Here is a 24,327-nt window from a genome sequence, read left to right as displayed (position 1 = left end):
ACAGAATAAAGTGACATTGCGGAGAAAAATACCAGTGGGTTACCCCACTGGCTGGTGAAAAAGCACCATTACTCAGAAACACTTTTGCGGTGAGCGCTAGATACGCTCACGGTATTGCTTATCGCTTAGCGTATTGATGTCCCACTGGGTCAAGTGGGCCAGCATATCCAACCGTGCCTGTTGCGGGATCACCTCCAGCCAGTCGGCGTTCTGGCAACGAATCGCCGTGAAATAACGCTGATAAAACTGTTTCGTTAAGAGAACCTTCATTAAGTGCCCCTCCGCTCTTTGGCCTGAAAACATTATCGGCGTAATATAGGGAAAGATAAATTGACGGGTTGATGCCTTGGAGTTCCTCTTTTATGTCTACCTCACGCTTGCAACAACAGTTCATCCGCCTGTGGCAGCGTTGTCATGGTCAACCCACAGAAACCACGCTGCAGGAACTGGCCGACGTGCTCAGTTGCTCACGCCGCCACGTACGCTCCTTATTAGGCGCAATGCAGCAGCAAGGCTGGCTCACCTGGCAGGCCGAGGCCGGGCGTGGCAAGCGTTCACAGCTCAGTTTCCAATACACCGGCCTGGCACTTCAGCAACAGCGTGCTGAAGAGTTGCTGGAACAGGACAAAATTGATCAGTTGGTACAGTTGGTGGGCGACAAAAATGCCGTGCGTCAGATGCTGCTTTCCCAACTGGGGCGCAGCTTTCGCCAGGGTAAACATATCCTGCGCGTGCTCTACTATCGCCAGCTTTACAACCTGCTGCCCGGCTCAGCGCTACGCCGTTCAGAAACCCATCTGGCGCGGCAGATTTTTAACGGCTTGACGCGCATAAATGAGGAAAACGGGGAAATAGAGTCCGATCTTTCCCACCACTGGCAGACAGTAACGCCTTTGCACTGGCGTTTTTATCTGCGCCCGGCGATTCGCTTCCACCATGGCCGCGAGCTGGAGATGGAAGACGTGATCCATTCCCTGAACCGGCTGATCCCGCAGCCCCTGTTTTCCCATATCGATCAGGTCACTTCCCCTACGCCCTATGTGATCGACGTCCACCTGCACAGCCCGGACTACTGGCTGCCCTGGCTGCTGGGCAGCGTGCATGCCATGATCCTGCCGCGCGAATGGCAGAGCCTGCCGGATTTCGCCCGCCACCCCGTCGGCACCGGGCCTTACAGCGTGGTGCACAATCATCGCAGCCAGATGAAGATCCATGCCTTCGATGATTACTTTGGCTATCGCGCGCTGATTGATGAGGTCAACATCTGGGTGCTGCCAGAAGTCACCGAAGAACTGGTGCATTCAGGCGTGCAGTTGCAGGGGGATGAAACGGGTAAAAACGAGTTGGAAAGCCGCCTTGAAGAAGGCTGTTATTTCCTGCTGTTTGACCAGCGCTCAACGCTGGCGGCCAATCCTGAAATCCGCAGTTGGCTGAGTGAACTGATCAACCCGATCGCCCTGTTGAGCCACGCAGGATCGGTATATCAACGTTACTGGGCACCGGCCTACGGCATTCTGCCACGCTGGTTACATAACCGCGCGTTGCGGCAACAACCCAAGCCTGCAGGGCTGACCGAACTGACCTTAACCTTCTACAGCGAGCACTCGGAATTCCACGCCATCCAGCAGGCCATCACCGCCTTACTGGCTCAACACGGAGTCAAGCTTAACGTACAAATCATCGACTACGACGACTGGCATAAAGGCGAGGCGAACAGCGATTTATGGCTTGGCAGCGCCAACTTCACGCTGCCGCTGGAGTTTTCCCTGTTTGCCACGCTGTATGAAACGCCGTTAATCCAGCACTGTTTGAGCGAAGATATCGCCGAGGATGCGGCTCTGTGGCGCGATAACCGCTTGCCGCTGGCGGAGTTCTGCCAACGCTTGGTCAGCAACCATCAGTTGCACCCGCTGTTCCATCACTGGCTGCAACTGCACGGCCAACGCAGTATGCGCGGGGTGCGCATGAATACCCTCGGGTGGTTCGATTTTAAATCGGCCTGGTTCGCCCCGCCGGAAACATAAGTCTCTTTCACCGCTGCCACTTAGTCTCTACAATAGCGCCGTCTCAACGGGGTGCGGAAAACACCAGTGCAGCACGTTTTTCCGCTGAGAGCACACCCGTCGAACCTGATCCGGTCAATACCGGCGGAGGGATTTGAGTACCGCGTCGCTTATCCCCGATAGATTTCAAGTTGCAGCTAACAACGCTGCGGCTTGAAAGATGATGGGGATTCACGCCCTCAGAGTCCTTTGCCCCCTTAAATTTCAGGAGTGCAAAGTGGTCAAAAAATACCTGCCTTACCTACTGCTGCTGGCTGCCGCCCCCTCGCTGGCGAAACCTACGCTGACGGTTTACACCTACGATTCTTTCGCCGCCGACTGGGGCCCTGGCCCGGCAATTAAAAAAGCCTTCGAAGCCGATTGTGACTGCGAATTGAAATTTGTGGCACTGGAAGACGGCGTTTCACTGCTCAACCGCGTGCGGATGGAGGGCAACAACAGCGCTGCCGATATCGTGCTGGGGTTGGACAACAACCTGCTGCAAGCGGCAAAGCAAACCGGCCTGTTTGCCGAAAGCCAGGTTGATACCGGCAAGCTCACCGTGCCAGGTGGCTGGCAGGACAACACCTTCATCCCTTACGATTACGGCTACTTCGCCTTTGTTTACAACAAAGACAAACTTAAAAACCCACCCAAAAGCCTGCAGGAACTGGTGAGCAGCGATCACCCCTGGAAGATCATCTATCAGGATCCGCGCACCAGCACGCCGGGGCTCGGTCTGCTGCTGTGGATGCAGAAAGTGTATGGCGATAAAGCACCAGAAGCCTGGCAACAGTTGGCGAAAAAAACCGTCACCGTCACCAAAGGCTGGAGCGAAGCTTATGGCCTGTTCCTGAAAGGCGAAGGCGATCTGGTGCTGAGCTATACCACGTCGCCTGCTTACCACCTGATCGAAGAGAAAAAAGACAGCTACGCAGCCGCCAACTTCAGCGAAGGCCATTACCTGCAAGTAGAAGTGGCCGCTAAACTGAAGGCCAGCAAAAACCCGGAACTGGCAGAGCGCTTTATGCAGTTTATGGTCACACCTGCTTTCCAGAACACCATTCCTACCGGCAACTGGATGTACCCGGTGATTAAAACCACGCTGCCAGCGGGTTTTGAGCAGATGACCGTGCCGCAAACCGCATTGCAATTCAGTGCAGAAGAGGTGGCAAAACAACGTGGTGACTGGGTACGGGCATGGCAAACCGCCGTCAGCCACTGATCCCGCGTTGGCTATGGCCGGGGCTGATGGCCGCCGGCCTAATCGCACTGATCGCGCTGCTGGCGATGGGCGCCTTATGGCGGCACGCGCCCAGCAGCGACTGGCGTAGCTTATGGCAAGATAGCTATCTGTGGCACGTGGTGCGTTTTACCTTCTGGCAGGCGTTACTGTCGGCCCTGATCTCCGTGCTGCCCGCCATCCCACTGGCCCGTGCGCTCTATCGGCGGCGCTTCCCTGGCCGCAACCTGCTGCTGCGCTTATGCGCCATGACGCTGGTCTTGCCGGTGCTGGTGGCAGTTTTTGGCATCCTGAGCGTGTACGGCAAGCAAGGCTGGCTGGCGGTGGTGTGCGGTTGGCTGGGGATCCATTACGGTTTCTCGCCCTATGGCCTACAGGGCATCCTGCTGGCACATCTGTTCTTTAATCTGCCGCTGGCCAGCCGTTTACTGTTGCAGGCGCTGGAAAATATCCCCACGGAACAGCGCCAACTGGCGGCACAGCTGGGGATGACCGGCTGGCAGCAGTTCCGCTTTGTCGAATGGCCCGCGCTGCGCCGCCAGATCCTGCCCAGCGGCGCATTGATTTTTATGCTGTGTTTCGCCAGCTTTGCCACGGTGCTGTCGCTGGGCGGTGGGCCACAGGCCACCACCATTGAGTTGGCGATCTATCAGGCATTAAGTTACGACTACGATCTCAGCCGCGCCGCGCTGCTGGCGCTGATCCAACTGACCTGCTGCCTTGGGTTGGTGGTGATCAGCCAACGCTTGAATCAGGCGCTACCGGTCGGCCATACCCATGCTCACATCTGGCGCAACCCGGAAGACAGCCGCGGGCGGCGCATCGGCGATACGCTGCTGATTAGCGCCGCCCTGTTATTGCTGTTACCGCCGCTGTTGGCGGTGATTATCGACGGAACCAATCACCGCCTGATCACCGTGCTGCAACAGCCGCTACTGTGGCAGGCGCTGTTGACGTCGCTACATATTGCACTCGGTGCCGGTCTGCTGTGCGTGGTGCTGACCCTGATGCTGCTGTGGAGCAGCCGCGAGCTGAAACTGCGGCAACGGCCTGCACAGGGCCAAATGCTGGAGCTGAGCGGCATGCTGATCCTGGCGATGCCGGGCATTGTGCTGGCAACCGGCTTCTTCCTGCTGCTGAGCGATACCGTCGGCCTGCCGCAATCCCCCTACGCGCTGGTGATCCTCACCAACGCACTGATGGCGGTGCCTTACGCGTTGAAAGTGCTGGAAAACCCGATGCGCGATCTGGCCGAGCGCTATAATCCTCTGTGTCTGTCGCTGGATATTCACGGCTGGCAACGCGTGCGCTGGATTGAGCTGAAAGCGCTGAAACGCCCGCTGGCACAGGCCCTGGCATTTGCCTGCGTGCTGTCGCTAGGTGATTTCGGCGTGGTTGCCCTGTTCGGCAACGAACAGTTCCGCACGCTGCCTTTTTATCTGTATCAGCAGATTGGTTCCTACCGCAGCAACGACGGTGCCGTGACCGCAGCGCTGCTGCTGTTACTGTGCTTCCTGCTGTTTACCCTGATTGAACGCTTACCGGGCCGCCATGCTAAAGCTTGAAAAACTGACCTACCTATACGAACACCTGCCGATGCGTTTTGACCTGCGCATTCAACCGGGCGAGCACGTCGCGGTGTTGGGGCCAAGCGGTGCCGGTAAAAGCACCCTGCTTAGCCTGATCGCCGGTTTTTTACCGGCCACCAGTGGCAAACTTCTGCTGAACAGCAGCGACCATACCGCCACGCCGCCGGCCAAGCGCCCGGTTTCTATGCTGTTTCAGGAGAACAATCTGTTTGCCCATTTAACGGTGGCGCAAAACATCGGGCTGGGGCTGGATCCTGGCCTGCGTTTGAATAGCGCCCAGAAGCAGCAGTTGGCGCAGATCGCACAGCAGGTAGGGCTGGAGGAGCATCTACAGCGCCTGCCTGCGCAGCTTTCCGGCGGCCAACGCCAGCGTGCCGCACTGGCGCGCTGCCTGATCCGCCAGCAACCGATTCTGCTGCTCGATGAGCCTTTCTCCGCGCTCGACCCGGCACTGCGTAACGAGATGCTGCAACTGCTGCAAGAGGTGTGCGATCTCCGCCAACTCACGCTGTTAATGGTTTCGCACAATCTGGAAGATGCCGCCCACATCGCCCCCCGTACCTTACTGGTGGTGGATGGCCGCATCTATTACGACGGCCCAACCCAGGCGTTGATCGAAGGCAGCACCCCAGCAGCACGCGTGCTGGGCATTGCAGCAAGAACGTGATCCAAGGCGCGTTTTTTATGCTGAATTAATAAACCTGTTGTGCGAGTTTTGCACCTGTGGTTTTATAAAATCCTGTTTTTTACTACTGATGATAAGGTTCCCTGTGATCGCATCCTCGCTGACTTCGACTCTACTACCAACCGCGCTACCAGCCGCGGTAGTCGTCGTGCGTGTGGTGGTGGTCGTCGGCAGTGCGCCGTAGGGTCCGAATCAACGCATCGATTCCCAAACCCCGCCGGCGCAAACCGGGCGGGGTTTCTTGTTTTAGTCCCCTGCCCAGAAATGCGAACCGGCCTTGACTAAGGATAGGAACATGGCAATTTCGGGTACGCCACACCAGAAACACCGCTTCACTGGCGCAGAGCTGATCGTACATCTGCTGGAGCGCCAGGGCATTACCACCATTGCAGGAATACCCGGCGGCGCCGCGCTGCCGCTGTATGACGCACTGAGCCAAAGCACCGTGATCAAGCACGTATTGGCCCGTCATGAACAGGGCGCCGGTTTTATGGCCCAGGGCATGGCGCGCACCAACGGCAAAGCGGCGGTCTGCATCTCGTCCAGCGGCCCAGGGGCCACCAATCTGGTCACCGCCATCGCCGATGCCAAACTCGATTCTATTCCGCTGGTATGTATTACCGGTCAGGTGCCCTCCTCGATGATCGGCACCGACGCCTTTCAGGAAGTCGATACCTACGGTATTTCGATCCCAATTACCAAATACAACCACCTGGTGCGCGATATCCGCGATCTGCCGCAGGTGATCTGCGATGCCTTCCGCATTGCCGAATCTGGCCGCCCAGGCCCGGTATGGATCGACGTCCCGAAAGACGTGCAAACCGCAGTGATTGAGCTGGATGAGTTGCCGCCGATCGCCGTGCCGGATGCCACACCCGCCTTTGATAGCGCACAAGTGACTCAGGCTGCCGCCATGATCAACCATGCCAAGCGCCCGGTGCTGTATCTGGGGGGCGGCATTATCAGTGGCGAAGCGCATAAAGCCGCCTTGCAGATGGCCGAGCGCGCCAACCTGCCCACCACCATGACGCTGATGGCGCTGGGCGCGATGCCGGTAGAACATCCATTGTCACTGGGGATGTTGGGCATGCACGCGGCGCGCAGCACCAACTTTATCTTGCAGGAAGCCGATCTGCTGATCGTGCTGGGTGCCCGTTTCGACGATCGCGCCATCGGCAAAACCGAGCTGTTCTGCCCGAACGCTGACATCATCCACGTGGATATCGATCGCGCCGAACTGGGCAAGGTCAAGCAGGCCAATATCGCGATTCATGGCGATGTTGGTCAGGTGCTGCAACAACTGCTGCCGCTGATCGAAGCGCAGCCACGCAGCGCATGGCTGAAAATCGTTAACGACCTGAAGGGTGAATTCCCGTTCAACATGCCGAATGCTGAGGATCCGCTGAGCCATTACGGGCTGGTGAAAGCCGCCGCGCGCTGCGTGGATGAAAACGCCATTATCACCACCGACGTTGGCCAGCATCAGATGTGGGTTGCGCAGGCGTATCCGCTGAGCCGCGCGCGCCAATGGCTGACCTCCGGCGGTTTAGGCACCATGGGCTTTGGCCTGCCAGCGGCGATCGGCGCAGCACTAGCCGAACCACAGCGCAAGGTGTTGTGTTTCTCCGGTGACGGCAGCCTGATGATGAACATTCAGGAAATGGCGACGGCGGTTGAGCACGATCTGGACGTCAAAATTATTCTGATGAACAACCAGGCGCTGGGGCTGGTGCATCAGCAGCAAACCCTGTTCTATCAGCAGCATATTTATGCCGCTACCTATCCGAAGCGTACCGACTTCCTGAAAATTGCCGCCGGTTTCGGCCTGAACACCTGCGATCTGAACGCAGAAGAAAATCCAGAGGCCGCAATGATGGAAGCCATCCAGCGCCCTGGGCCATGCCTGATCCATGCGCTGATCGATATGAATGAAAAAGTTTACCCGATGGTGCCACCGGGTGCCGCCAACATCGAAATGATTGGAGAATAAGCCATGCAGTCACTACAAAAGAATCCGCAGGTGATCCTGGAGCTGGCCGTGCGTAACCATCCGGGTGTCATGACGCACGTTTGTGGCCTGTTTGCCCGCCGCGCGTTCAACGTGGAAGGGATCCTCTGTATGCCGTTGAAAGACGGCACGCAAAGCCGCATCTGGCTGCTGGTGGCCGACGATCAACGCCTGGTGCAGATGATCAGCCAGGTCGAGAAGCTGGAAGATGTGTTGCAGGTGAAGCGCCACAGCGAAGATATGCGGGTGTTTGAACAGTTGGAAGCGTTCTTCCAATAAGGATGATGGCAGCCCGATTGCCCGTTGGCGGGTATCTCAACCCGCCAACACTTTCCACAGCAAATGCCGATAAACCGGCATCAAAGGTTGTTGCAGCAAATAATAGGAACTGACCAGCGCGGCTACCCAGCTCAGCACACAAGCGGCACGCAGGCGCAACGGTGAAAGCCAGCGGGCCAACTTATCAGCCCCACGTTTACCTTCACGCCACCAGCGCCAACTCAGCCAAGCCGCCAGCCAAATCAGCACCACCACGCCAAATAGCAGCCATTTAAATAAGGTACTGTTGGCACTGTAGGGAATATCGATCGCCACACCGGCCAGAATCCCGGGGAAGAAATAGACCGGCGGCCAGGTCAGGCAGCCGATGATATTCGGCAGGGCGAATTTGTAAGGCGGCAGATCGAGCATACCGGCCACCATCGGCACCAACGGCCGCGTTGGGCCAATAAAGCGGCCAATCAACACGGTCACCATGCTGTGCTGATGCAGCGCATGCTCGGTTTTATCCAGCATCGCCTTATTTTTTTGCAGAAATGACCAGCGGTGCAACGGCTCTTTAAAGGCACGGCCGATAAAATAGGAACTCCAGTCGCCCAGCAGGCAACCGACAATCCCAGCCCCCCAGGCCATGTAAAAATCCACCTGTCCGCTGCCAATCAGTGCGCCGATGCTGGCCATCATCACCGTGCCGGGCAGCAGCAGGCCGACCAGCGCCAGTGACTCCAGAAACGCCACCAACATGACCACCAACAAGGTGAAAGCCAATGACTGAGTGATCAGATGCTGTAAATAGGCTTCCATTAGACCTCTGTTCGTTAGCAAGAGCGCGTGGGCGAAGGATTGTCCGGCGCACCACACAGCGAGTCAACCAATGAATTACCTGCGTTTTATTTAGGTGAGTCGAAAGCGAGCAATCACTGTATAAAAAACCATGATACAATAGTCATTCCATACGCTAAGCATAGTCACTCAGGAACAGTGTGAGATCTCTTCAGCAGGGCTTCATACTCACTCGCCATTGGCGCGACACTCCGGCCGGTACCGAAGTCGAATTCTGGCTGGCGACCGACAGCGGGCCACAGCAGCTCAAACTGGCTCCTCAGCCTTCGGTGGCTTTCATCCCCGCCGAGCAGCAAGCGCGCGCCCAGTTACTGCTGCGCGAAGAACGCCATCTCGAACTCAAACCCCTGCCGCTGTTGGATTTCCATTCCCGCCCGGTGCTCGGCCTCTATTGCCGCCAACACCGCCAGTTGATCAAGCTGGAAAAAGTGCTGAGAGAAGGCGGCATTAACGTTTATGAGGCCGATATCCGCCCGCCAGAGCGCTATCTGATGGAGCGTTTTATCACCGCACCGGTGTGGTTCAGCGGTCAAGCCCATGGCAATGGCCCCTTACTCAACGGCCAGATGAAACCAGCACCGGACTATCGCCCGAACCTCAAACTGGTGTCATTGGATATCGAAACCACCGCCCACGGCGAGCTCTACTCCATCGCGCTGGAAGGCTGCGGCCAACGCCAGGTGTACATGCTCGGCCCGGCCAATGGCGGCAATGAAGCGCTGGATTTCGATCTGGAATACTGCAACAGCCGCCCACAGCTGTTGGAGCGGTTGAATCAATGGCTGGAGCAGCACGATCCCGATGCGATTATCGGTTGGAACCTGGTGCAGTTCGATCTGCGGGTGCTGCAAAAACACGCCGAACGCTACCAGATCCCGCTGCGCTTTGGCCGGGGCGGCAACCTGCTGGAGTGGCGCGAACACGGTTTCAAGCAAAACCACTTTTTCGCCAGCGCCGCCGGGCGCTTGATCATCGACGGTATTGAGGCGCTGAAATCAGCGACCTGGAACTTCCCCTCTTTCAGCCTGGAATCGGTATCACAAACGCTGCTTGGCGAAGGCAAGTCGATCGACAATCCTTATCAGCGCATGGCGGAAATCGATCGGCGCTTTGCCGAAGACAAACCCGCACTGGCGCGCTACAACCTGAAAGATTGCGAATTAGTGACGCGCATCTTTGCCAAAACCGAGCTGCTGACCTTTCTGCTGGAGCGCGCCACCGTCACCGGGCTGGCGGTCGATCGTAGCGGCGGATCGGTGGCGGCGTTCAGCCACCTATATATTCCGCGCATGCATCGGCAGGGCTATGTGGCCCCCAATCTGGGCGAACTGCCCGAAGAACACAGCCCCGGCGGCTTTGTAATGGATTCACAGCCCGGCCTGTATGATTCGGTGCTGGTGCTGGACTACAAAAGCCTGTACCCATCGATTATCCGCACTTTTCTGATCGACCCGGTTGGGCTGGTGGAAGGTATGCAACACCCTGACGATGCTGACTCCGTACCCGGTTTTCGTCAGGCCCGTTTCTCGCGCAGCAAGCACTGCCTGCCCGACATCGTCAGCCAGATCTGGCAAGGGCGCGAGGCGGCCAAACGCCAGCAGAACAAGCCGCTGTCACAGGCGCTGAAGATCATTATGAACGCCTTTTACGGCGTGCTGGGCTCGAGCGGCTGCCGCTTCTTTGATCCTCGTCTGGCTTCGTCGATCACCCTGCGCGGCCATGAGATCATGCGCCAGACGCGGGAACTGATTGAGGCAGAAGGCTATCAGGTGATCTACGGCGATACCGACTCGACCTTTGTCTGGCTGAAGCAAGCGCACAGCGAGCAGCAGGCAACCGAGATCGGCCGCAGGCTGATTGCACACGTCAACCAGTGGTGGCAACAGCATCTGCAACAGCAGTATGGGCTGGAAAACGCGCTGGAGCTGGAGTTTGAAACCCACTACTGCCGTTTTCTGATGCCCACCATCCGCGGTGCGGAACAGGGCAGCAAAAAGCGTTACGCCGGGCTGATTGCCAAAACGGACGGCAGCGAACAGATGGTGTATAAAGGCCTGGAAACGGTGCGCAGCGACTGGACCCCGCTGGCACAGCAGTTCCAGCAGCAGCTTTACCAGCTGATTTTCAAGCAGTTGCCCTATCAGGATTTTGTCCGCGACTACGTGGCGAAAACGCTCAACGGCGAGTTTGACGATCAACTGGTGTACCGCAAGCGCCTGCGGCGCAAACTGAGCGACTATCAGCGCAACGTGCCGCCCCATGTGCGCGCGGCGCGCACCGCCGACGACTATAACCGCCAGCAAGGGCGGCCATTGCAGTATCAGAACGGCGGCTGGATCAGCTACGTGATGACCGTCGCCGGGCCAGAGCCGCTGGAAACCCAACATTCGGCGATCGATTACGATCATTATCTCGAACGTCAGCTACAACCGGTAGCAGACGCTATACTTCCATTTCTGCACGATGATTTCACCACCTTGGTGACCGGGCAGATGGGGCTATTCTGATATTATTCCTACAAGCTAAGCTGTAGGAAGAGGTCAGAAAAATCATCGGGTTTTGCAGGTGACGAATGCGTCGCCTTCCATTACCATAGCGCCCTTCCCAAATTCTGAACCACTCACCGTGCCGTATTGATGACGTATTCATGGTGTGAATAGCTATTGCCCGTCAAATGAAAACAAACCGGGAATAGCGTAATGACAGTCAGTTAAGCAGAAAGTGCATCACCATTCGGCACAATGCTGAAAGTTGCGCCCCCTCCCCAAGGAGAGGGAATTGGTTAGTCTTAACTGACCAGCATTAGAGAATAAAAAGCATTTGAAACAGGTCGCCAGTCCTTACCACCTGCCTGGCGATAAGACTTACTTAATAAGAATCGAGCCGACAAACTATGCCTTTTACACTTGGTCAACGCTGGATCAGCGATACGGAAAGCGAACTGGGACTGGGAACCGTGGTAGCGCTGGACGTGCGTATGGTTACCTTGCTTTTCCCCGCCACCGGTGAAAACCGCCTCTATGCCAGAAACGACTCGCCGATCACCCGTGTGATGTTCAACCCGGGCGATACCATCAGCCACCACGAAGGCTGGCAGTTGCAGGTGGAGGAAGTCAAAGAGGAAAACGGTCTGCTGACCTATGTCGGCCTGCGGCTGGATACCGAGGAAGCGGGCGTCGCCATGCGCGAAGTGCTGTTGGACAGCAAGCTGACCTTCAGTAAGCCACAGGACCGTCTGTTTGCCGGCCAGATCGACCGTATGGATCGCTTTGCGCTGCGTTTTCGCGCACGTAAATACCAGAGCGAGCAGTACCGCCTGCCGTTCGCTGGCCTGCGCGGCATGCGTGCCAGCCTGATCCCACACCAGTTGCATATCGCCTATGAAGTAGGCCAGCGCCATGCGCCGCGCGTGCTGCTGGCCGATGAGGTCGGCCTGGGCAAAACCATCGAAGCCGGGATGATCATTCACCAGCAACTGCTGGCAGGCCGTGCCGAACGCGTGCTGATCGTGGTGCCGGAAACCCTACAGCACCAGTGGTTGGTAGAGATGATGCGCCGCTTCAACCTCTATTTTTCACTGTTCGACGACAGCCGCTATTCTGAAGCGATGCTGGATAGCAGCAACCCGTTCGAAACCGAACAGTTGGTGATCTGCTCGCTGGATTTCGTGCGCCGCAACAAGCAGCGCCTGGAGCAGTTGGCCGATGCCCACTGGGATCTGCTGGTGGTGGATGAAGCGCACCATCTGGCGTGGAGCGAAGAGGCCCCCAGCCGTGAATATCAGGTTATCGAGCAGTTGGCGGAACATACCCCCGGCGTGCTGCTGCTGACCGCAACCCCTGAGCAACTCGGCCAGCAAAGCCACTTTGCCCGCCTGCGCCTGCTGGATCCAAGCCGTTTCCATGACTACCAAGAGTTTGTGAACGAACAGGAGAAATACCGCCCGATCGCCGATGCGGTCACGCTGCTGCTGAGCGGTGAACGGTTAGCCGATGACAAACTCAACCTGCTGGGCGAGTTGATCGACGAGCAGGACATTGAGCCGTTGCTCAAAGCCGCCAACAGCGACAGCGATAACAGCGTGCAGGCGCGCCAGGAACTGGTCACCATGCTGATGGATCGCCACGGCACCAGCCGCGTGCTGTTCCGTAACACCCGTAACGGGGTGAAAGGCTTCCCGCATCGCCATCTGCATCAGATCAAGCTGCCGCTGCCGACCCAGTATCAAACGGCGATCAAAGTCTCCGGCATTATGGGCGCGAAGAAAACCGTCGAAGCCCGCGCCCGCGATATGCTGTATCCAGAGCAGATTTATCAGGAATTCGAAGGGGAAAATGCCACCTGGTGGAACTTCGACCCACGCGTGGAATGGCTGCTGGATTACCTGATCGCCAACCGCCACGAAAAAGTGCTGGTGATTTGCGCCAAGGCCGACACCGCGCTGCAACTGGAGCAGGTGCTGCGCGAGCGGGAAGCGATCCGCGCCGCCGTATTCCACGAAGGGCTGACGATTATCGAGCGTGACCGCGCCGCCGCCTACTTCGCCTCACAAGAAGACGGCGCGCAGGTGCTGCTGTGTTCTGAAATCGGCTCCGAAGGGCGTAACTTCCAGTTCGCCAGCCAGATGGTGATGTTCGATCTGCCGTTCAACCCGGATCTGCTGGAACAGCGTATCGGCCGCCTGGATCGTATCGGCCAGATGCACGACATCCAAATCATGGTGCCGTATCTGGAAAATACCGCGCAGGCGATCTTGGGCCGCTGGTTCCATGAAGGGCTGGATGCCTTCGAACATACTTGCCCCACCGGCCGGCCGATTTATGACAGCAGCTACGAGCAGTTGATTGGCTACCTGGCAGCGCCGACCGAGCAGGAAGGGCTGGACGAGTTTATCCAGGCCTGCCGTCAGCAGCATAATCAGCTCAAAGCCCAGTTGGAGCAGGGCCGCGACCGGTTGCTGGAAATGCACTCCAACGGCGGCGAAAAAGCCCAGGCGCTGGCGGAAGCCATTGCCGCACAGGATAACGACGTCAATCTGGTGAGTTTCGCCCTCAACTTGTTCGATATTGTCGGCATCAATCAGGAAGACCGCAGCGATAACCTGATCGTCCTGACGCCGTCAGACCATATGCTGGTACCCGATTTCCCAGGGTTGCCGCAGGATGGCTGTACCGTGACTTTCGATCGCGAACAGGCGCTGTCGCGTGAGGATGCCCAGTTCGTCAGTTGGGAACACCCGATTATCCGCAACGGCCTGGATCTGATCCTGTCCGGTGATACCGGTAGCTGCGCGGTTTCTCTGCTGAAGAACAAGTCGCTGCCGGTGGGAACGCTGCTGGTGGAACTGGTGTATGTGGTTGAAGCACAGGCACCGAAACATCTGCAACTGACCCGCTTCCTGCCGCCAACGCCAATCCGCATGCTGATGGATCGTAAAGGCACCAATCTGGCGGCGCAGGTGGAGTTCGAAAGCTTTAACCGCCAGTTGAACGCGGTGAATCGCCACACCTCCAGCAAGCTGGTCAATGCGGTGCAACAAGACGTACACGCGATGCTGCAACAGGCAGAAAGCCTGGTGGAAGCGCAGGCGCGCGAACTGATCGAGCTGGCCAAGCAGGAAGCCGATGACAAACTGAGCACCGAACTGGCGCGTTTGGAAGCCCTGAAAGCGGTGAACCCGAACATCCGTGACGACGAAGTGGAAGCCTTAGAGTTCAACCGTAAACAGGTGCTGGTTAACCTGAACGAAGCAGGCTGGCGCTTGGATGCCATCCGCTTGGTAGTCGTGACTCACCAGTAATCCCAAGCGGGGAGTTTCGGCTCTAATGGTTAGTTCCCTCTCCCTTGGGGAGAGGGGGAGACGCCTTGAGCAATTGATGTGTGATTATGCCGCTTTGCGCTTAACTAACCGGCATGAGAGTTTCAGCTCCCCCGTTTATTATCCAACACGCTCCAGAATCATCGCTATCTCCTACCCCACGCCAATGCACATAGTACAGCGCGCATAACGCCCCTTGCGCCGCTCCAGCTCCAAGGTCGCTGCCAACGCCAACCGTGCACCACTCATGCCTAAAGGATGCCCCAAGGCGATAGCACCACCATTCGGGTTCACCTGCTCGGCATCATCGGGGCGACGCGGTACCCTTTCTGGCTAATGGCGGTCACCAGATTTTCTGCCACCAACGGGGAAAGGGTTTCCCCAGGTTATAACGGCTGGTCAGCAGGCTCATACGCAGTTTTTCGTTAATGGGGCTTGGCTACACATAGCCTGCTAACAAAATACCAGTGACTCCGTATTCAACTCATTTATCAGGATATTATTTCAATAAAAACGCAAATAATCAGCATTAAAAATTAACTTATAATTTAAAAACAGAATATCACACAAGGTAATTAATCCTAAAAACAATAGGAATAGCCTTATGATTTTTTAAAAAAATAAAGGCATCCCATTGAATAAACAGGAAATTACATGGAAAAAGTGATCAAGTTAACAATATTGACACTAAGAAGATATCGCAGGTAAGATTCGGTCAGTTTCATGGTCACTCAGGTATAAATGACAACACGGAAAATTATATAACCTTCATCATGAACAAACCACAACAAATGAAATGACTTGAACTGATATTATCCACAAGGTTGTTGAGCAGAATATGGATTTGAACAATAACGCCCCTACCGTAACAGTGTTATATAACCCTGTTAATTTCAATAATGGTTGAGTCGCAGACCATTTATGGCCTTACTGGTTAACACTTCTATTAAAGAACATTCAGTTATCTGCATTGGCTATAGATATCTTCGCTAAGCGAACTCATTGTGGCTTAATAAGTTAACAATTTGACGTTGGGTTATGCCAAAGCTTTTAAATCCACGATGACCAGAGGGTAGTAATAGGCTATCAAACAGACCGATACATGGCTAATCAGGGGCCGGGCTTTTTGTTGTTACAATTTTTACAGGTTGTACAAAAGAAAACAAAAGCACAACAAAACTCTCCTACATAGGCTGTGAGATAACGATAACATAGCCCCATAGCGACAAATAAATCGCTGTGCTATAAGCCTGGAGCAGCGAGTGAAAGGATGTAAAGCCCCGTTGAATTTTATTATATAAACACCATGGGCTCTTAAAAAGAAGTAATGCTGACAGTCGATAGCGTTGCATATGCTAACCACGTATACCAACCAAGTTTAGCTAAACCGATTGGTGCATCAACACCCTAATAATTTATACGCTCTCAGTAGTTATGAGGCTTAACCACTCAGGGTAAATAGAAATTGCAAGGTAAGTTAATTAGTTAACTTATCTGTGAAAGCCATTCGGTATTTGAGTCTCAGCAGTACATTTGAATACCTGAATAAATGCCCTTAGGGGTTTAAAAAAGCATCGCCATGGTTTACAGGGTTTAATAAGAGGACCTCTGCCGGGAATGCGTGAACTCTTATATTGAAATAAAGGAAAATAATAAATGTTGAATAACCTGCAAAAAACCGTTTGTGCGTTAGCTGTACTGGCTACCACCTCGTTGCCAGCATTGGCAGAAAGTATTGATGTGCGTGTGATCGGCACCATCGACCCAACGGCTTGTACCCCAACCCTGTCCGGCGGTGGCACTGTCGATTACGGCACCATCAAACCAACGGCCCTGGCTAAAGATGCTTTTACTACGCTGGCTGAGAAACAGCTGGATTTTGCCATCAATTGTGACGCCCCGGCTAAAGTGGCTATTACCGCACACTCACAGCGCGGTGCAAACGCAGTTAAAACTGATGGCACGATGGATACGCTGACTACCGCACCTACTGGGGTCACACTATTTGGTACTGCTGGTGCTGGTGTTGTTGGATTAGGTCTGGATGGGACAAAAGGTATTGGCGGCTACGGCCTTCGTCAGGTTCCTGGCACCATGATCGCTGATGGCATCGCGGTTGATTCTGTTGTGTCAAATGGTAATACCACTACATGGGTAAAAGCCTCTTCGGGTGCCCTGTTTAATAACCCAGTAGACATACGCTACTCCTCTTGGGCTAAAACTGGCACGACTACACCGATCGCTTTCACCACTCTGACAGGCAAGCTGGGCGTTCAGGCTTATATCAATAAAACCTCTGAGCTGGATCTGACCAAACCGGTTGCTCTGGACGGCCTGACCACGCTTGAGCTGGTTTACCTGTAACAAACATGTTAGCCGGGATCGCTCCCGGCTATTAATGTAAAAAACCTAAATCTCACAAGGAAAATACGAGAGTTCTATGTTGAATCACCTGCAAAAAACCGTTTGTGCGCTGGCCGTACTGGCTACCACCTCTCTTCCAGCATTGGCAGAAAGCATTGATGTGCGTGTTATCGGTACCATCTCCCCAGCAGCCTGCGCCCCGACCCTGTCTGGCGGCGGCACTATCGACTACGGCACCATTAAAACAAGTACACTGGCTACCGATGCTTTTACCCTGCTGCCAGAAAAACAACTGGACTTCGCCATCAACTGTGATGCCCCGGCTAAAGTGGCGATTACCGCACACTCACAACGTGGTGTGAGCGCAGTAAAAGCTGACGGCACACTGGCTGAGTTGACTACGACTACTGCTGGATTATTCGGCATTAGCGGTGGAACCGTTGCCGTTGTCGGCTTGGGTATGGATGGGGCAAAAGGCATCGGCGGTTATGGTCTCCGTCTAGCTGCTGGCACCATGACCGCTGATGGCGTTGCGGTTGACTCTATTATGTCAAATGGAAGTACTACCGCATGGGTAGCCGCAACTACGGGTTCTGTGTTTAATACCCCAGCAGCTCTTCGCTATGCCTCCTGGGCTAAAGCCGGCACCACCACCCCAGTGGCCTTCACCACACTGGCGGGCAAGTTGGGCGTTCAGGCTTATATCAACAAAGCCTCTGAGCTGGACCTGACCAAGCCGGTTGTGCTGGATGGCCTGACCACGCTTGAGCTGGTTTACCTGTAACAAACATGTTAGCCGGGATCGCTCCCAGCTAATAATGTAACCCCCTAAACTTCAAAGAAAATACGAGAGTTCTATGTTGAATCACCTGCAAAAAACCGTTTGTGCACTGGCTGTACTGGCAACCACCTCTCTGCCAGCATTGGCAGAAAGCATTGATGTGCGTGTTATCGGCACCATCTCCCCAGCAGCCTGCGCCCCGACCCTGTCTGGCGGCGGCACTATCGACTACGGCACCATTAAAACAAGTACACTGGCTACCGATGCTTTTACCCTGCTGCCAGAAAAACAACTGGACTTCGCCATCAACTGTGATGCCCCGGCAAAAGTGGCGATTACCGCACACTCACAACGTGGTGCAAGCGCAGTAAATGCTGATGGCTTACTGGTTGAGATGGGGGGGCACTCTGGATTATTCGGCTTTGCTGCGAACTTTGGCGTTGTCGGCTTGGGTCTGGATGGGGCAAAAGGCATCGGTGGTTATAGTGTCCGCCTGGCTGCTGGCACCATGAACGCCGATGGCGTTGCGGTTGATTCTATCATGGCAAACGGTAATACCACCTCATGGGAAGCCGCACCTTCGGGCGCCCTGTTTAACACCCCGACATCTTTGCGCTACGCCTCTTGGGCCACAAAAGGCACCACCACCCCAATCGCCTTCACCACTCTGGCAGGCAAGTTGGGCGTTCAGGCTTATATCAATAAAACCTCTGAGCTGGATCTGACCAAGCCGGTTGTGCTGGATGGCCTGACCACGCTTGAGCTGGTTTACCTGTAATAGATTCATCAACCGGGATCGTTCCTGGATGAGAATGAATAAAACCCCACTATTTAAAAATTAAAGACGAGAATTTTATGTTGAATAACCTGCAAAAAACCGTTTGTGCACTGGCTGTATTAGCCTCCACCGCTCTGCCGGCATTGGCAGAAAGCATTGATGTGCGTGTTATCGGCACCATTACTCCTCCTGGCTGTCACCCAGCGCTGTCTGGTGGTGGCACGGTTGACTACGGCTCAATCAATAGCAAAAGCCTGCCAGCAGACACCTATACCGTACTGCCTGAAAAACAGCTGGACTTTACTATCACCTGTGACGCACCGGCTAAAATCGCGCTGAAAGCGATTGAAGGCCGCCCTAATACCGCGCCTGGTTTAAATGCCAACGGGAATGTGGATGTCGCCACCGCACGTATTTTTGGTTTGACGGCGGGCAGTGAAGGCGTCAATGGCCTCGGGTTGGACGGCACGACAAAAATCGGTGGCTACGGTATTCGCCTGGCAGCCGGTACCATGATTGCTGATGGCGTGAGCGTAGACAGCCTTTCCAGTAGCGACATGATTAACTGGAGTAAAACCGCGGTAGGTAGCCTGTACGTGGCAAATAGCCCGCGTTATTCCACCTGGGCGGCAACGGGTACCACAACACCGATCGCCTTCACCACCCTGGCGGGCAAGCTGGGCGTTCAGGCCTACATCAACAAAGCCTCTGCTCTGAATCTGACCAAGCCTGTTCTTTTGGATGGCCTGACCACGCTTGAGCTGGTGTATCTATAATTTCTCTATCAAGCTGCGGTCCCTCCCCAGCTTTTGATCCGTGTTCCGATACTGTCTGTAAAACAGGGGCTGCATTGGCCCCTGATTTTACTCTTCCCCTACGATTAAGCTGAAAGGTGAAAAATCATGACTTATACCTCTCTTTTCAAAACCAGTGCTATTGCCTTGCTGTTGGCCTCTGTGGGTGCCCAGGCTACCGGCATGGTACCGGAATCCTCGGTGGTGATTGTCGACCAGGGTGATGGTGAAGGCGCTATCAACGTCAAAAATACCGATGCCTTCCCGGTGTTGCTGCTCACCACGCTGGAAAATATCAAAGATGATACAGAAACCCTGTTAACCGTCACGCCGCCAGCGGCCCGCGTCGAACCGGGCAAGAGCCAGCGCGTGCGCTTTATCATGACCAGCAAGACGCCGTTGAAAACCGAACGCCTGAAACGCGTGATCTTTGAAGGTGTTCCGCCGCAGCAAAAAGGCAAGAGCGAAGTGCGTATGACCATACGCCAGAATCTGCCGGTGATTATCCGCCCTGCCGGGCTGGAGAAAGACTTGGCCCCCTGGAAGCACCTGACCTGGAAATTGAGCGGCAACAGTATGGTCGTGAGCAACCCGTCACCTTATGTGGTGCGCCTGGGCCAGGGTGTACAAACTCTGCCAGATAACACCAACTGGACATTGCCAAACACTTACGTGTTACCCGGCCAGACGCTGACGCTGACCCCCGACGGTAATAAAAAAGCCGTTGCGGCCCAACAGGTGCGCATCTCTCCGGCCACCACCTGGGGTTATACCGTCAACAGCTACGACGCTCCACTGAGCAAATAACAGGAAATTACCGGTGCAATACAAACTTCATCACATGTCTAGCCACTACCCTGCTCGCTCAGCACTTTCGTTAGCGCTGCTGAGCGCTCTGGCTATTCCTCAACTGGCTATGGCCGATACGGATGCCAAGCCTATGGACGATGTTGAGTTCGACATGCAAACAATGCAGAGCCGCGGAATTGACCCCAAAGTGGCCGAGTTGTTTCGTAATGCACCACGCTTTGTGCCCGGTGAAACGACGGTCACTCTGAGCGTAAACGGCAGCAGTCGCGGTAAAGTGCAGGCCCGCTTTGACAGTGAAGGCCATTTGTGTGCCGATCAGGCTTTTCAGAAACAGGCAGGGATCCTGCCACCCCCCGGTTTTACTGAAAGCGCGCCTTGTTTCGATTTGAAAAGCGCCTGGCCGCAGACCGAACTGAATCTCAACCCGGGTGAAGAACGTGTTGATCTGGTGCTGCCGCCACAGGCGGTGGCTAATCCAGGCACCGAGAGCGGCAACTGGAACCATGGTGGTTTTGCTGGCATGCTCAACTATCAGGCGCAGTATATGGATTCTGCCGGGTCTACGGCAGGCATCAATTTTATGCAACTCGGCACCGAAGCCGGGTTCAATTTCAGCGACTGGATTATACGCAGCCGTCAGACCTTCACACGTTTTAACAGCGAAGACAGCGTGCAGCATCAGGGTGCCTACGCGCAGCGCAGCTTTACCGATAGCAAGAAAGTGCTGCAGGCCGGGCAGGTTAGCCTCTCTAACTCGATGTTCGGCACAGGCCAGGTTCTGGGCTTCCAGATGTTCCCCGAAACGGCATTGGTCGGTAACCGTGGCGGCGCAGGATTGGTTGAAGGGATTGCCGACAGCCAGTCGGTTGTTGAAGTTCGTCAGTCGGGCGCATTGATTTACAGCACCACGGTGCCTGCCGGGCCTTTCCGTCTGCAAGGGTTCTCGTTACTTAACACCCGTACCAACCTTGACGTGGCCATTACCGGCAGTTCGGGTGAGAAACGCCAGTTTACCGTGCCAGCCTCGGCCTTTCTGCTCAATGGCACCGCTGTTGCACCCGGCCTCTCCTTCGGTGCGGGTAAGTTGGATCAGCAAGGCAGCAGCGAATCGCCGATACTGGCTACCGCCGCTACAGGCTGGCAACTGACCCCGCATACTGCGCTGAATGCTGGCGTGCTGGGTTCATCACCCTACCGTGCCGGCGCTGTCAGGCTGGATACCCAGCCTTTTGATGAAACACAAATTTCAGTACAGAGCACACTGGCGCAGGATGAAAAACACGGCAAAAACGGTGCCTCAATTGTCGCTTTATTTAGCCGCAGCCTCACCGAACGGATTTCGCTTAACGCCAATGCCAGCCAGCAAACGTCTGGCTACCGTGAACTGAGTGACGCCTTGCAGGCTGAAGCGCAGGATAACGCGGCAAGAAACCGCAATCAGTTTGGCGGCGGTTTGAGTTGGGCGCAGGAATCTCTCGGTAGCCTGTCGCTCTCCTGGGCGCGGACCAGCACCTTTGATGGCGACCATACCGATTATCTGCGCGGCGGCTGGAGCAAACAGATCGCTCGCGTCTTTGTGGGTGCCAGCTTGGAGCACAGTACCGGTAGCCGTACAACCGAGGCTGAAAACCGTGCCTACCTGACGGTCAATGTGCCATTTGGCAGCCGCAGCATCAGCAGCTATGTCAACAGCAGCAGTAGCGGCAGCCGCGCCGGTATGCGCTACAACGATCGTTCCAGCCAGGACCGTGGCTGGAGCCTGATGAGCGAGCGCGACTTCAGCAACCAGAGTACCTTAAACGGCGCCAGCTTCGACATGGTAACGCCGATCAGCCAGCTTAGCGGTGGCCTTACCCACCGTTCTGACAACACCACCACCTGGTCAGCCCGCGCCACGGGCGGAGTAGTTGCGCACCACGGTGGCGTTACGCTATCGCCGTACAACGTTGGCGACACATTCGGCATTGCCAAAATTGGTGATGAAGCGGGCGTGCGCCTGGAAACACCGGCAGGCCCAACCTGGACCGACCGCCGTGGCTACGCGGTAATACCCACACTGAACGGTTTCAAGCGTTCCGCCGTTCAGGTAGACACTCGCAGCCTGGGTAAGAATGTCGATATCAACAACGCCTGGCAGGAAACCGAAGCGGCTCGTGGTTCAGTAAGCTACTTCAATTTTGACGTAGTACGTACCCGCCGGGTATTGGTTGAAGTGAAAGATGCGCAAGGTCAACCGTTACCTCACGGTGCCAGCGTATTCGATAGCGCAGGCAATTTTGTCACCGTAGTAGGTGAAAAAGGCAGCCTGTTTATTCCTGATGCGGCCAACGGTATGACGCTTGAGGTACAGAACTCAGGCAAGACTATTTGCAGCCTGCAACTCACGCTGCCAGAAAAGAGCGAGCAGAATGAATTGTATGAAACCGCAACCGCACAATGCCGCTAATCGCAGGAGCTCTCTGATGAAAATAGGCTATACCGCCCTGATCCTGGGGCTATTGATCAGCAAGGCAGCTGGTGCCGTTTCCCCCGTTATGGGCGATCCCTCACTTCAGCCGCCCCCCTTGCCGATGGACAGCAGTTGCAACCTGTCTGTCGGGGGCAGCGTGATTGACTACGGCAGCCAATCCCGCTGGCAGATGCAAAGCGCCTCCACCGGGGGTAATGCAGTGACCCCCGGCAAGCGCACCTTGATGCTGAACGTGGTGTGCCCCTACACCCAGGCCATGCGCCTAGCGTTGCGTGGGGATCTGCGTTATGGCGAGCGCGGCAGCACGGTGGTCCGCCTGTTTGATGTGCAAATAGACGGCCACAATGTGCAGGTGGTAAACACCACGCCCGCCGGGATGATAAGCGGCACTCCGACCAACGATCAGTTGCTACAGGCGGGCCAAACGGTGGCAGCCGTTCTGAATGGTCAGCTTGCCAAAGGCAAAGTCCTCACGGCGCGCTTGGAGATAGAACCGACGCTGCCAGAGTCTGAAGCCAGAGTGTCGGCAAGCCGGATGAGTGAGTCCACGTTGACGCTGGAGTTGGTGAAGTAGGCGCTTACCACTATTAGCGGTAAAACAGTCCTTCTGGGAGAGGGACTGTTTTGCCGAATCCCGATCCATTCCCGTCGATAAAGTGAAACACACTTTATGTTTAACAGCCCTAATAAACCGAATGATATGCTCCCCGAAATAAATATATAAAGATAGAGGGAGTTATATGAAAGAAGTTTACAGAGGAATGTCGCGCAGCCAATTAGATGCGGCTTACAATAACACCAAAGCCGTTGAGAATTTCCCAAAGCTGTTAGAGGAACTTCAGCATAGAAGTGCAAAGCTATATGCTGAGAAAAATGCGCAAACCAATATATATTATCACTCATCCCCAAGAACAACTTTTGATTACTTCCCAGCCAATAAAAAAGATTGCCCCACCTTTATCTTTATTCATGGCGGTTACTGGCAAAACTGTAATAAAGAGGATTTTGCTTTTATTGCCCGTGGCATTTTAACTGCTGGCATCAACGTTATTCTTGCTGAATATACTTTGGCCCCAGAAGCATCAATGACGCAGATCGTCAGAGAGATTGGCCAGTTGCTGGACTATTTAAAACAGCATGCGGCAAAGTTTACTATCACTGAAGGTAAAGCGTGCCTGGGCGGCCATTCTGCGGGCGGGCATTTAACGGCGCTCTATCGCAATCACCCTCTGGTGTCACACTCAATGCCAATCAGCGCTCTGGTAGATTTGCAGCCTATCGGCCTATGTTGGCTGAACGATAAACTGTCATTGACCCAGAGCGAGATCGAAAAATACAGCCCGCTCCATCGGCCAATAAAAGGTGGGCCAACAGCAATTCATGTCGGCGGCGGGGAATTACCAGAGTTAATCCGGCATTCCAAAGAACTTTATACCGCACTCAAAGCAACCGGTGACGATGTTATCTATCAGGAAGTCGGCAATGATGACCATTTCTCTCAGCTGTATGAGTTTGAGCGACCAGAGGGTGTACTTGTTAAATCATTAAAGGATCTCGTTGAGAGATAATAGAAAAAGAACTGTGCCATATTAAACACTTTTATAATAGGTAAAAGTTAAAGACAGGCATCTCATCATTTCCATCTCAATAATTATGATAAATGCCTGCATATAAAACCGCTCATCCATAGCGATGCTGAGATATACTCGCCATCCTCAAGCCGGGAGGGTTGTTGTCTGCATCTATTCTCCTTCGTCACATCTGTTTTCTATGCTCCGGCGACTCTCACACTTGCAACCTAACTCGAATTATTTCGAGTATAT

General features: G+C 55.0%; 19 protein-coding genes, 2 pseudogenes and 1 riboswitch. Of the genes and pseudogenes, 17 read left to right on the top strand and 4 right to left on the bottom strand.

Annotated features, from left to right (window positions below; translation table 11 throughout):
- Window positions 1-96 precede the first annotated feature (96 nt).
- Window positions 97-270: a glucose uptake inhibitor SgrT gene (gene sgrT / locus ACX1CU_RS03655; RefSeq protein WP_459401278.1), complete on the bottom strand. Its 174-nt coding sequence runs from the start codon at window positions 268-270 to the stop codon at window positions 97-99.
- Window positions 271-362: 92 nt separating this feature from the next.
- Between sgrT and sgrR the strand changes: the two genes are divergently transcribed.
- From sgrR to ilvN, 7 genes are all read left to right on the top strand, one after another.
- Entirely contained in the window at window positions 363-2,024 is a 1,662-nt protein-coding gene (gene sgrR, locus ACX1CU_RS03650; protein ID WP_459401277.1) for an HTH-type transcriptional regulator SgrR, read from the top strand.
- 37 nt (window positions 2,025-2,061) lie between these two features.
- Window positions 2,062-2,174, top strand: a riboswitch (TPP riboswitch).
- Window positions 2,175-2,280: 106 nt separating this feature from the next.
- Complete coding sequence (thiB, locus tag ACX1CU_RS03645; RefSeq protein WP_459401276.1) at window positions 2,281-3,267, top strand: thiamine ABC transporter substrate binding subunit; 987 nt, start codon at window positions 2,281-2,283, stop codon at window positions 3,265-3,267.
- The gene (gene thiP, locus ACX1CU_RS03640; RefSeq protein ID WP_459401275.1) at window positions 3,243-4,850 is read left to right on the top strand and encodes a thiamine/thiamine pyrophosphate ABC transporter permease ThiP; all 1,608 of its coding nucleotides are present in this window, start codon (window positions 3,243-3,245) and stop codon (window positions 4,848-4,850) included. The genes thiB and thiP overlap by 25 nt, the downstream gene beginning before the upstream one ends.
- Window positions 4,837-5,541 (top strand): thiamine ABC transporter ATP-binding protein ThiQ, encoded by a 705-nt coding sequence (gene thiQ, locus ACX1CU_RS03635; RefSeq protein ID WP_459401274.1) that lies wholly within the window; start codon window positions 4,837-4,839, stop codon window positions 5,539-5,541. Before thiP ends, thiQ begins: the two co-directional genes overlap by 14 nt.
- Window positions 5,542-5,629: 88 nt before the next feature.
- The gene (gene ivbL / locus ACX1CU_RS03630) at window positions 5,630-5,743 is read left to right on the top strand and encodes an ilvB operon leader peptide IvbL (RefSeq protein ID WP_459401273.1); all 114 of its coding nucleotides are present in this window, start codon (window positions 5,630-5,632) and stop codon (window positions 5,741-5,743) included.
- A gap of 111 nt (window positions 5,744-5,854) precedes the next feature.
- Window positions 5,855-7,549, top strand: coding sequence for an acetolactate synthase large subunit (ilvB, locus tag ACX1CU_RS03625; RefSeq protein WP_459401272.1), 1,695 nt, complete (start codon window positions 5,855-5,857; stop codon window positions 7,547-7,549).
- Window positions 7,550-7,552: 3 nt separating this feature from the next.
- Window positions 7,553-7,846, top strand: a complete 294-nt coding sequence (ilvN, locus tag ACX1CU_RS03620) for an acetolactate synthase small subunit (protein ID WP_024527189.1) — start codon at window positions 7,553-7,555, stop codon at window positions 7,844-7,846.
- Between the two features lie 36 nt (window positions 7,847-7,882).
- Here the strand turns inward: ilvN and ACX1CU_RS03615 are convergent, their stop codons facing one another.
- Window positions 7,883-8,650 carry a DedA family protein gene (locus ACX1CU_RS03615; RefSeq protein WP_459401271.1) on the bottom strand — a complete coding sequence of 256 codons (768 nt, stop codon included), beginning with the start codon at window positions 8,648-8,650 and terminating at the stop codon, window positions 7,883-7,885.
- Between the two features lie 179 nt (window positions 8,651-8,829).
- Between ACX1CU_RS03615 and ACX1CU_RS03610 the strand changes: the two genes are divergently transcribed.
- Window positions 8,830-11,196, top strand: coding sequence for a DNA polymerase II (locus ACX1CU_RS03610; RefSeq protein WP_459401270.1), 2,367 nt, complete (start codon window positions 8,830-8,832; stop codon window positions 11,194-11,196).
- A gap of 386 nt (window positions 11,197-11,582) precedes the next feature.
- Entirely contained in the window at window positions 11,583-14,489 is a 2,907-nt protein-coding gene (gene rapA, locus ACX1CU_RS03605) for an RNA polymerase-associated protein RapA (protein ID WP_459401269.1), read from the top strand.
- A 171-nt stretch (window positions 14,490-14,660) separates the two neighbouring features.
- Here the strand turns inward: rapA and ACX1CU_RS03600 are convergent.
- A pseudogene (locus ACX1CU_RS03600) lies at window positions 14,661-14,819 on the bottom strand (3-oxoadipyl-CoA thiolase); the annotation flags it as partial.
- Window positions 14,813-14,934 (bottom strand): annotated as a pseudogene (locus ACX1CU_RS03595) (DNA-binding transcriptional regulator CsiR); the annotation flags it as partial. The pseudogenes ACX1CU_RS03595 and ACX1CU_RS03600, both read right to left, overlap by 7 nt.
- Window positions 14,935-16,163: 1,229 nt before the next feature.
- Between ACX1CU_RS03595 and ACX1CU_RS03590 the strand changes: the two are divergent.
- The 8 genes from ACX1CU_RS03590 to ACX1CU_RS03555 all read left to right on the top strand — a co-directional run bounded on the left by ACX1CU_RS03590 (window position 16,164) and on the right by ACX1CU_RS03555 (window position 24,072).
- Window positions 16,164-16,871, top strand: a complete 708-nt coding sequence (locus ACX1CU_RS03590; protein WP_459401268.1) for a DUF1120 domain-containing protein — start codon at window positions 16,164-16,166, stop codon at window positions 16,869-16,871.
- 76 nt (window positions 16,872-16,947) lie between these two features.
- A complete protein-coding gene (locus tag ACX1CU_RS03585) occupies window positions 16,948-17,655 on the top strand; it encodes a DUF1120 domain-containing protein (RefSeq protein ID WP_459401267.1) in 708 nt (235 codons plus the stop codon).
- Window positions 17,656-17,728: 73 nt separating this feature from the next.
- Window positions 17,729-18,430, top strand: coding sequence for a DUF1120 domain-containing protein (locus tag ACX1CU_RS03580; protein ID WP_459401266.1), 702 nt, complete (start codon window positions 17,729-17,731; stop codon window positions 18,428-18,430).
- A gap of 77 nt (window positions 18,431-18,507) precedes the next feature.
- Window positions 18,508-19,206 carry a DUF1120 domain-containing protein gene (locus ACX1CU_RS03575; protein ID WP_459401265.1) on the top strand — a complete coding sequence of 233 codons (699 nt, stop codon included), beginning with the start codon at window positions 18,508-18,510 and terminating at the stop codon, window positions 19,204-19,206.
- A 126-nt stretch (window positions 19,207-19,332) separates the two neighbouring features.
- Window positions 19,333-20,031: a fimbria/pilus chaperone family protein gene (locus ACX1CU_RS03570; RefSeq protein ID WP_459401264.1), complete on the top strand. Its 699-nt coding sequence runs from the start codon at window positions 19,333-19,335 to the stop codon at window positions 20,029-20,031.
- Between the two features lie 13 nt (window positions 20,032-20,044).
- Window positions 20,045-22,480 (top strand): fimbria/pilus outer membrane usher protein, encoded by a 2,436-nt coding sequence (locus ACX1CU_RS03565; protein ID WP_459401263.1) that lies wholly within the window; start codon window positions 20,045-20,047, stop codon window positions 22,478-22,480.
- A gap of 16 nt (window positions 22,481-22,496) precedes the next feature.
- Complete coding sequence (locus ACX1CU_RS03560; protein ID WP_459401262.1) at window positions 22,497-23,078, top strand: DUF1120 domain-containing protein; 582 nt, start codon at window positions 22,497-22,499, stop codon at window positions 23,076-23,078.
- A gap of 166 nt (window positions 23,079-23,244) precedes the next feature.
- Window positions 23,245-24,072: an alpha/beta hydrolase gene (locus ACX1CU_RS03555; protein WP_459401261.1), complete on the top strand. Its 828-nt coding sequence runs from the start codon at window positions 23,245-23,247 to the stop codon at window positions 24,070-24,072.
- The last annotated feature ends 255 nt before the right edge of the window (window positions 24,073-24,327 follow it).

It is taken from the genome of Serratia sp. D1N4 (genome assembly GCF_054552755.1).
This window is presented reverse-complemented; position numbering and strand designations above follow the sequence as displayed.

Bases quoted from the DNA above. Each gene is read 5' to 3' on its own strand.
- sgrT (WP_459401278.1), bottom strand. From the start codon at position 270: ATGAAGGTTCTCTTAACGAAACAGTTTTATCAGCGTTATTTCACGGCG.
- sgrR (WP_459401277.1), top strand. From the start codon at position 363: ATGTCTACCTCACGCTTGCAACAACAGTTCATCCGCCTGTGGCAGCGT.
- thiP (WP_459401275.1), top strand. From the start codon at position 3,243: ATGGCAAACCGCCGTCAGCCACTGATCCCGCGTTGGCTATGGCCGGGG.
- thiQ (WP_459401274.1), top strand. From the start codon at position 4,837: ATGCTAAAGCTTGAAAAACTGACCTACCTATACGAACACCTGCCGATG.
- ivbL (WP_459401273.1), top strand. From the start codon at position 5,630: ATGATAAGGTTCCCTGTGATCGCATCCTCGCTGACTTCGACTCTACTA.
- ilvB (WP_459401272.1), top strand. From the start codon at position 5,855: ATGGCAATTTCGGGTACGCCACACCAGAAACACCGCTTCACTGGCGCA.
- ilvN (WP_024527189.1), top strand. From the start codon at position 7,553: ATGCAGTCACTACAAAAGAATCCGCAGGTGATCCTGGAGCTGGCCGTG.
- ACX1CU_RS03615 (WP_459401271.1), bottom strand. From the start codon at position 8,650: ATGGAAGCCTATTTACAGCATCTGATCACTCAGTCATTGGCTTTCACC.
- rapA (WP_459401269.1), top strand. From the start codon at position 11,583: ATGCCTTTTACACTTGGTCAACGCTGGATCAGCGATACGGAAAGCGAA.
- ACX1CU_RS03590 (WP_459401268.1), top strand. From the start codon at position 16,164: ATGTTGAATAACCTGCAAAAAACCGTTTGTGCGTTAGCTGTACTGGCT.
- ACX1CU_RS03585 (WP_459401267.1), top strand. From the start codon at position 16,948: ATGTTGAATCACCTGCAAAAAACCGTTTGTGCGCTGGCCGTACTGGCT.
- ACX1CU_RS03580 (WP_459401266.1), top strand. From the start codon at position 17,729: ATGTTGAATCACCTGCAAAAAACCGTTTGTGCACTGGCTGTACTGGCA.
- ACX1CU_RS03575 (WP_459401265.1), top strand. From the start codon at position 18,508: ATGTTGAATAACCTGCAAAAAACCGTTTGTGCACTGGCTGTATTAGCC.
- ACX1CU_RS03570 (WP_459401264.1), top strand. From the start codon at position 19,333: ATGACTTATACCTCTCTTTTCAAAACCAGTGCTATTGCCTTGCTGTTG.
- ACX1CU_RS03560 (WP_459401262.1), top strand. From the start codon at position 22,497: ATGAAAATAGGCTATACCGCCCTGATCCTGGGGCTATTGATCAGCAAG.
- ACX1CU_RS03555 (WP_459401261.1), top strand. From the start codon at position 23,245: ATGAAAGAAGTTTACAGAGGAATGTCGCGCAGCCAATTAGATGCGGCT.